Here is a 7485-nt window from a genome sequence, read left to right as displayed (position 1 = left end):
GACCGCCTATGAGTTGGAGATCCAGGCCAATTGCCCCAATGCCGAGGTCGTCTACGACCTCTTCCATGTGATGGCCAAGTACGGCCGCGAGGTGATCGACCGGGTGCGGGTCGACCAGGCCAACCAGCTGCGCCACGACAAACCCGCACGCCGGGTGATCAAATCCAGCCGCTGGCTGTTGCTGCGCAATCGCGAGAACCTGGATCGGCATCAGACAGTAAAGCTGGACGAGCTGCTGGAAGCCAACCAGCCACTGCTCACCGCCTACCTCATGCGCGATGAGCTCAAGCGGCTGTGGTTCTACCGCCATCCATCCTGGGCCCGGAAGGCCTGGGACCATTGGCTGGAACAGGCCCAGGGCAGCGGCATCGCGGCACTGGCCCACTTCGCGACGAAGCTCAAGGCCTACCTGCACGGGATCCTGTCGCGCTGCCGCCACCGGCTCAATACCAGCATCGTCGAAGGCATCAACAACACTATCAAGGTCATCAAGCGCCGGGCCTACGGCTACCGGGATCAGGAGTACTTCTTCCTGAAGATCCGCGCAGTCTTCCCCGGTATTCAGCGATGAACCAATAAAAAGCCCCGCAGGCAGGGGGGGCCGGCGGGGCTCGGGGAACGCGGGCTCGGGGAGAAGCCTGGTGCGTTCCGGGATCACTCCAGGGGAAGGGAGAGATCTGCGACGGACGTTGCATCCGTCGCGGCCTATATGACCACTCCATACATGGATGGTTCGTGAAGATTCCGCTTGGAATCCGCAAATAATTCAGGCTGGGTTTACGCTGCCGGATAGCAAGCCGCGTCATGGATCGCAGGCAGGATACGCATCCGCTCTCCGCGAGCCTGTTCACCCCGGGGTCCACCCGCGGCTGCTCGACATCGCCCGGAAACCCCGGTGCCCGTCGCGGTGGTCCAAGCGGGGACGGTGCTCCGCATGCGCCCAGTCGCAGCGCCGACTCTCAGTGCGCCTCGTCCCAGTTCATGCCGACGCCGCAATCCACCACCAGCGGCACATCCAGCGAGGCCGCGGCGGTCATCCGCCCGGTGACCCCCGCCAGGAGCGCGTCGACGTCGCCTTCCGCCACCTCGAACACCAGTTCGTCGTGCACCTGCAGGATCATCCTGGCGTCCGGCATCGCATCGGCAAGCCACGCATCGATGGTCAGCATCGCGCGCTTGATGATGTCGGCCGCGGTGCCCTGCATCGGCGCGTTGATCGCCGCGCGCTCGGCGCCGGCACGCAGCCCGGCATTGCGGGCGTTGATGTTCTCCAGGTACAGCCGGCGGCCGAACACGGTTTCCACGTAGCCCTGCTCGTGCGCCTGCTGGCGGGTGCGGTCCATGTAGTCGCGCACGCCCGGGTAGCGCGAGAAGTACAGCGCGATGTAGTCCTGCGCCTCGCCACGGCCGACGCCGAGGTTGCGCGCCAGGCCGAAGGCGCCCATGCCGTACATCAGGCCGAAGTTGATCGCCTTGGCCGCGCGGCGTTCGTTCGAGGTGACCTCGTCGAGCTGGCGGCCGAACACCTCCGCGGCGGTCGCGCGGTGGATGTCGACGCCCGACGCGAAGGCCTGCAGCAGGCCCGGGTCCTGCGACAGGTGGGCCATGATCCGGAGTTCGATCTGCGAGTAGTCGCAGGCGACGATCCGGCGCCCCGGCGGGGCCACGAAGGCGGTGCGGATGCGGCGGCCGTCGTCGGTGCGGATCGGGATGTTCTGCAGGTTGGGATCGCTCGATGCCAGCCGCCCGGTGGCGGCACCGGCCTGGTGGTAGCTGGTGTGCAGGCGGCCGGTCTCGGGATTGATCATCTCCGGCAGCTTGTCGGTGTAGGTGCCGCGCAGCTTCGCCAGCCCGCGGTATTCCAGGATCACCCGCGGCAGTTCGTGCAGCTCGGCGATCGCCTCCAGCGCCTCCTCGTTGACCGAGGGTTGCCCCTTCGGCGTCTTCACCAGGGTCGGCAGCGCCAGCTCGTCGTAGAGCAGCGCGCACAGCTGCTTGGTGGAATCGAGGTTGAAGCTGCGCCCGGCAAGCTCGGTGGCCTTCTGCTGCGCGGCCAGCATGCGCCGCCCGAGATCCGCACTCTGCCGGCGGAGCTCGTCGGCATCGACCATCACCCCGTTGGCCTCGATGCGCGCCAGCACCTGCACCAGCGGGATCTCGATCTCGCGGTACACGCGTTCCAGCGCGGGCTCGGCGGCCAGCTGGGGGGCGAGCACGCGGTGCAGGCGCAGGGTGACGTCGGCATCCTCTGCGGAGTAGCGGGTGGCGTCGTCGATGGCGACCTGCGCGAACGCGATGCGCTTGGCGCCCTTGCCGGTGACGTCGTCGTAGGCGACCGTGCCGATGCCGAGGTAGCGACGCGCCAGCGAGTCCATGTCGTGGCGGCTCGCGGTGGCGTTGTGGACGAAGCTCTCCAGCATGGTGTCGTCGGCGTAGCCGGCCACGTCGATGCCGTGCCGGCGCATGACGTGGATGTCGTACTTGCCGTGGTGGCCCAGCTTGCGGCGTGCGGGGTCGGCCAGCAGCGGACGCAGTGCGTCGAGCACATGCGCGCGCTCGAGCTGCGGCGGCGCACCGGGGTAGTCGTGCGCCAGCGGGATATAGCAGGCGCGGCCGGGTTCCACGCTCAGGCTGATGCCGACCAGGTTGGCGCGCAGCGCATCGAGCGAATCGGTCTCGACGTCGAAGGCGAATTCCTCCGCCGCTTCCAGCCTGCAGATCCACGCGGCCAGGCCGGCCTCGTCGGTGATGGTCTCGTACTCGCCGGGCCCGGTCAGCGCCGGATCCACCGGTGCGGCCGGTGCCGCGGCGGCGCCACTGCGGGCGAAGCCGGCTTCGGTCGCACGCAGGCTCACCGGGCCATCACCCGCCGCCGGTGCTGCGCCGCCATCGAGGTCGCGCAGCGCCTGGGTGAAGCCGTAGCGCTGGTAGAGCACGCGCAGGGTGTCGGCGTCGCGCCCGCGCAGCGGCAGTTCGCGCGGGCCGCGATCGAGTTCGACGTCGGTGCGGATGCTCACCAGTTCGCGGTTGAGCGGCAGGCGGTCGAGCGCGGCGCGCAGGTTGTCGCCGATCTTGCCCTTGATCGAGGCGGCATTGGCGATCACCCCATCCAGCGTGCCGTATTCGCCCAGCCACTTGGCCGCGGTCTTCGGCCCGCACTTGTCGACGCCGGGCACGTTGTCGATCGTGTCGCCCATCAGCGCCAGCAGGTCGACGATCTGGTCCGCGCGCACGCCGTATTTCGCGACCACGCCGTCATCGCTGTCGATGCGGCTGCCGCTCATGGTGTTGACCAGGGCGATGCCGGGCCGTACCAGCTGGGCGAAATCCTTGTCGCTGGTGGAGATGGTGACGTCGATGCCGTCGGCCGCCGCGGCCACCGCCAGCGTACCGATGACGTCGTCGGCCTCCACGCCGTCGATGCGCAGGATCGGCACGCCCAGCGCCTCGACGATGTCGCACATCGGCTGCAGCTGCGCGCGCAGGTCGTCGGGCATCGGCGGCCGGTTGGCCTTGTAGTCGGCGTAGAGGTCGTCGCGGAAGGTCCTTCCGGGCGCGTCGACGACGAAGGCGATGTAGTCGGGTTGTTCCTTCAGCGTGGCGCGCAGCATGTTGACCACGCCGAACAGCGCGCCGGTCGGCTCGCCCTGGGCATTGGTCAGTGGCGGCAGCGCATGGAAGGCGCGGTAGAGGTACGACGAACCGTCGATGAGGACCAGGCGAGGCATCGGGCGATTCTACCGTGCGGCCCGGGGCTGGCCCTGAAGGCCCGCCGGCTCACGGGGCCATGCCGGCGCGCGGCGCATACTTCACGGCCATCCGCCCGTGGAGCACGCGATGAACATCCGATCGACCGCCGGCCTGTCGTCCCTGTCCCTGCTGCTGGCCCTGGGGCTTGCGGCCTGTGCCAGCACGCCCGGCACGAGCGGGCCCGAGGGGCTGCCCGCCGACGCGATGGAAACCACCCGCACCGAAGCCAATGGCGACGTCATCACCGAATACCGCATCGCCGGCCAGCTGCGCGCGGTGCGCGTGCAACCCTCGCGCGGGCCGGTGTACTACCTCTACGACCGCGACGGCGACGGCAGCATCGACAACCGCGAAGGCGACAACCCGCCGGTCACCTACTTCAGGCTGTTCGAATGGGAGTGATGTTCGAATGGGAGTGAGCTGACCGCGGCGCCCGCTCAGGGATCGGTCTCGCCGCGCTCCGGCACGCCGTGGCCACCGAATGCACCGCGCAGCGAGGCCAGCAGGCGGTCGGCGAAGGCATCGTCGTCGCGCGAACGCAGGCGCGCAATCAGCGCATGGGTAATCACCGGCGCAGGCACGTCCAGCGCGATTGCCTCGGCGACCGTCCAGCGCCCTTCACCGGAATCGGCGACCTGCGGCGCAATGCCGGCAAGCGACGGGTTGCCGCGCAGCGATTCCGCGGAGAGATCGAGCAGCCAGCTGCGGATCACGCTGCCCTCGCGCCAGATATCGGCCAGCGCGGCGAGGTCGAAGCCGAATTCCTCCTTGTGGTGGAGGATCGCGAAGCCCTCGGCGAACGCCTGCATCAGCCCGTACTCGATGCCGTTGTGGACCATCTTGGCGTAGTGGCCGGCACCGGCCGGACCGACCCGGCCCCAGCCACGCGCTTGCGACGGCGCCAGCGTGGCGAACAGCGCCTGCAGGCGTTCGACCAGTGCCGCCTCGCCGCCGATGGTCATGCTGTAGCCGGCATCGATGCCGCGGATGCCGCCGCTGGTGCCGACGTCCAGCCAGCCGATGTCATGCTCCGCCAGCCACGCGGCGCGGCGCTGGCTGTCGGCGTAATGACTGTTGCCGCCCTCGATCACGATGTCACCGGGCGCGAGCAGCGGCTGCAGCACCTCGAGGGTGGATTCCACCGCGGCGCCGGCCGGCACCATCAGCCATAGCGCGCGTGGCGGCGCGAGCGCCGCGACCAGGGCATCCAGCGACTCCACCGCCTCGATGCCCTCGACCGCGGCCGCGGCCGCGGCATCCACATCCGGGTCGTAGCCGACCACCCGGTGGCCACCGCGGCGCAGCCGCAAGGCCATGCCGGCACCCATCCGGCCCAGTCCGATCATGCCCAGGTCCATCGTCGCGCTCCGTGTCGGGAGAGGCGCATGAGCATGGCGACCGGCGTGTCGACGCGATGGCAGGGCACGTGTACGACACCTGGCGGGAGCGCGCCTTCGCGATCAGCGCTCACCCGGACCCGGAGCCCTCGCGGGCAGGGCCGCTCACATGGAAGGCGACCAATTCAACCGTGTCGCGGGCAGGCTGTCCGGCAGCGTCCAGGGGGTTCTATTCCACAGTTGCGTGCCTGGCTGCAGATGGCATGCCCTTTCCAGAACATGCCGGTGTCGCGCTTTTCGGGAGGGGCGGCTCCGCTCAGCCGCAGTTGCGTGCCTGGCTGCAGATGGCATGCCCTTTCCAGAACATGCCGGTGTCGCGCTTTCGGGAGGGGCGGCTCCGCTCAGCCGCCCGCACCCAGCCGCGCGCCGCGCAGCTGCGGCCTGCCGTCGACGACCTCGGTCCACACCAGGTGGGCGATGCCATTGCTGACCGCGAGCTTCGGGAAGCCGGTGCCGCGGCCGTTACCCTGCAGCGTGGCCACCGTCGTGCGCTCCAGTTCGCGTGACAGGTCCGGCGTGTAGCGCGCCAGCAGCAGGGTCTGTACGCCGGTTTCCTCGCGCAGCCAGGCGACGTGGACCTGCTGCGTGTCCAGCGCCACCGCCACCCGCCCCTGCACCGCGTCGCCCTCGTCGAGCACCAGCGGGTCGCCGAAGCTGTCACCGCTGTCGGAGCTGCGGGCAAGCCGCACCTGCGGCACGTCGCCCGGCGCGGTGTACCAGGCCACCACCACGTGCTCGCCGTCGGCGGCGATCGCCGGGCCGTTCACCGGGCAGGCCGGCATGTGCCAGTCATCGGCATGCACGCGCCGCGGCGCGGTCCACACGTTGCCTTCCAGCCGGGTCACCAGCACGTCGCGGATCTCGTCGGGGCTGCGTCCGCGGTAGACCAGCAGCGGGCCCTTCGAAGTCACCGCGACGTCGGTCTGGCAGCAGTCGCAGACGCGGGTATCGAGGGTGGATTCGAGCACCGGCTGCATCGCGCCATCGAACAGCGCCGCGCGCAGCGACATCGCCCCGTCGCCCGGCGCGGAGGCGGCGTGCCCGCCGTCGTGGCCGGCATGCGCATCGCGCGCCTGGGCGTCGCCCGCACCCGCGGTGGCGCGGCCATCGAGCCAGGCGATGCCCAGCAGCGAATCACCCTGCGGCCACATCGACACGAAGCCGTGCTCGGTGCGGGTGTTGTCATCGTGCACCACCACCGGTGGCGTCCAGCTGGCACCGCCGTCGCGCGAGCGCGCCAGCGCCACGTCGTAGGCGTACGGTTCCGCGCCACTCTTCTGCAGCCAGTGCGCCCACACCGCGCCATCGGGCGTGGCGAGGATGTGGGGGGTATCGGCCCAGTTGACGAACATGCGGTTGCCCAGCGCGATGGTCTTGGGCGCCACATCCCAGCGCGCGTCGCCCGGCCACCAGTTGGAGAACCGGAACAGGTGCCGGCGCCCGGGTTGCGAGTCGATCCACGACAGCATCACCCGGCCATCCGCGGCCACCGCGAGATCCGGTGCCGAGGTGCCTGCCGCGGCCGGCAGCAGCCAGGGCTCGATGCGCACCGGTGCATCCAGCGTCGCGGCGTCGACAGCCTGCAGGCGTGGGGTCTCGCCGCCGCAGGCGGCCAGCAGGGCACAGGACAGCAGCAGGGCGGTGGTACGCAGGCGCATGGCGGCAACCGGTTCGACGTGTCGCGGCCAGTATCGCCGACATGGCGGGATGCGCACATTGCACGTTCCGCCGGACAGGGCCAGGGCCGCATCCGGGACGGCGCCGGTTGGCATCGCGAGGCACGACCCGGCAGCACCGCGGGCGCGGATGCGCTTCGCCTGCCCGGCCTTCGGACGATGGCGACATGCGGCACGGACGCGTTGTCGGCGGCACGATGCACGACCGCCGCGGCGGGTCCTGCATGCTTCGCCCTTCGCCGGTCCGCGCCACCGGCTGGCGTAGGCTGTCGGCATGGACATCATCCTCGCCAGCTACACCGATCCGCTGGAAGCACAGATCGCACTGGGCCGGCTGCATGCGGAGGGCATCGACGCACGCCTCGACGATGCCCACAGCGTGCTGGCCAACTGGGAATGGCGGCTGGCGATCGGCGGCGCCAAGCTGCGGGTGCCCGAGGCGCAGGCCACGCGGGCGCGCGAGGTGCTGGCGGCGATCGAGGCCGGCGCGTTCGCACTCGACGACGGCACGGACGACGGCGGACCGCTGCGTGTCCCCGACCGCGAGAGCCTGTCGGGGCGCATCGCCTGGCTGGTGCTGATGCTGTTCAACATCCCGCTGCCCTGGCGGCGCCGGCGCGACGACAGCGCGGGACGCGAGTTCTAGGCACCGAGGAAGCGGC

General features: G+C 70.2%; 6 protein-coding genes. 3 read left to right on the top strand and 3 right to left on the bottom strand.

Features of this window, described 5'->3' with window-relative positions; all coding sequences use genetic code 11:
* Window positions 1-571: transposase (locus tag LDO11_RS14625; protein WP_232142185.1), on the top strand; the 571-nt coding region annotated here is incomplete at its 5' end.
* A 388-nt stretch (window positions 572-959) separates the two neighbouring features.
* Here the strand turns inward: LDO11_RS14625 and polA are convergent.
* Window positions 960-3728: a DNA polymerase I gene (gene polA / locus LDO11_RS14620; RefSeq protein ID WP_232142184.1), complete on the bottom strand. Its 2769-nt coding sequence runs from the start codon at window positions 3726-3728 to the stop codon at window positions 960-962.
* 109 nt (window positions 3729-3837) lie between these two features.
* On the opposite strand from polA, the gene LDO11_RS14615 reads away from it, so the two are divergent.
* Window positions 3838-4152 carry a DUF2782 domain-containing protein gene (locus LDO11_RS14615; protein ID WP_232142183.1) on the top strand — a complete coding sequence of 105 codons (315 nt, stop codon included), beginning with the start codon at window positions 3838-3840 and terminating at the stop codon, window positions 4150-4152.
* Between the two features lie 35 nt (window positions 4153-4187).
* On the opposite strand, the gene gnd is transcribed toward LDO11_RS14615, so the two are convergent.
* Both gnd and LDO11_RS14605 read right to left on the bottom strand, forming a co-directional pair.
* The gene (gene gnd, locus LDO11_RS14610) at window positions 4188-5108 is read right to left on the bottom strand and encodes a phosphogluconate dehydrogenase (NAD(+)-dependent, decarboxylating) (protein ID WP_232142182.1); all 921 of its coding nucleotides are present in this window, start codon (window positions 5106-5108) and stop codon (window positions 4188-4190) included.
* 380 nt (window positions 5109-5488) lie between these two features.
* A complete protein-coding gene (locus LDO11_RS14605; RefSeq protein ID WP_232142181.1) occupies window positions 5489-6805 on the bottom strand; it encodes a sialidase family protein in 1317 nt (438 codons plus the stop codon).
* A gap of 292 nt (window positions 6806-7097) precedes the next feature.
* Here LDO11_RS14605 and LDO11_RS14600 point away from each other — a divergent pair, with 292 nt between their 5' ends.
* On the top strand, window positions 7098-7469 hold the full coding sequence (locus LDO11_RS14600) for a putative signal transducing protein (protein ID WP_232142180.1): 372 nt from the start codon (window positions 7098-7100) through the stop codon (window positions 7467-7469).
* The last annotated feature ends 16 nt before the right edge of the window (window positions 7470-7485 follow it).

The sequence above is a fragment of the Alterluteimonas muca genome, from assembly GCF_021191595.1.
GTDB classification, from domain to species: domain Bacteria; phylum Pseudomonadota; class Gammaproteobacteria; order Xanthomonadales; family Xanthomonadaceae; genus Luteimonas; species Luteimonas muca.
This window is presented reverse-complemented; position numbering and strand designations above follow the sequence as displayed.